General features: G+C 69.7%; 1 protein-coding gene. It reads right to left on the reverse strand.

Translation table 11 applies throughout. The annotated features are described in order from the left end of the window. Positions 1-693, reverse strand: a 693-nt coding sequence (locus PMI01_RS06365; protein WP_007665693.1) for a proline racemase family protein, incomplete at both ends; no start/stop codon positions are given.

Raw genomic sequence — 693 nt, forward strand, 5'->3', positions numbered from 1 at the left:
TGGCCGGTGGCGACCGCCGAACCCTGGACCGAGGGAATGATCGCGGCCCGTTCGCCCAGTTCGACCTGGGCCTCGACGCGACCGGTGAAGCGGCTGCCGATGATGCTTTCGTGCACGAAGGCGTCGCCGACCTTCAGTCGGCCCTTGGCCGCCAGATGGGCGAGGCGCGCCGAGGTGCCCGTGCCGCAGGGGCTGCGGTCGATGGCGCGGTCGCCATAGAACACCGCGTTGCGGCCATCGGCGTCTGGGGCTCTGGGGGCGTCCGCCCACAACACGTGGCTGACGCCGCGGATGGTGGGGTCGAGCGGGTGGACCGGCTCGACCTTCTCGCGGACCAGGGTCCGGACGATCGGGCTGAGCCGCAGAATCTCGGCCGCGCCCAGGGCGTCGATTCCCGCGTAGGCGCCCTGGGGTTCGACGATGGCGTAGAAGTTGCCGCCATAGGCCACGTCGATCGTCAACGGACCGAAGCCCGGGACGTCGATCCGGATTCCTTCCTCGGCCAGATAGGCTGGAACGTTGCGAATCTTCACGGCCGTGACCTTGTCGCCCGCCGTCTCATAGGCGATGTCGATGACGCCCGCCGGCACCTCCAGGCGCAGCTTGCCGGGCTCGCGCGGAGTGATCAGGCCGTTCTCCAGCGCGAAGGTGACGATGCCGATCGTGCCGTGGCCGCACATCGGCAGGCAGCCG

The organism is Caulobacter sp. AP07, from assembly GCF_000281955.1.
GTDB lineage: Bacteria > Pseudomonadota > Alphaproteobacteria > Caulobacterales > Caulobacteraceae > Caulobacter.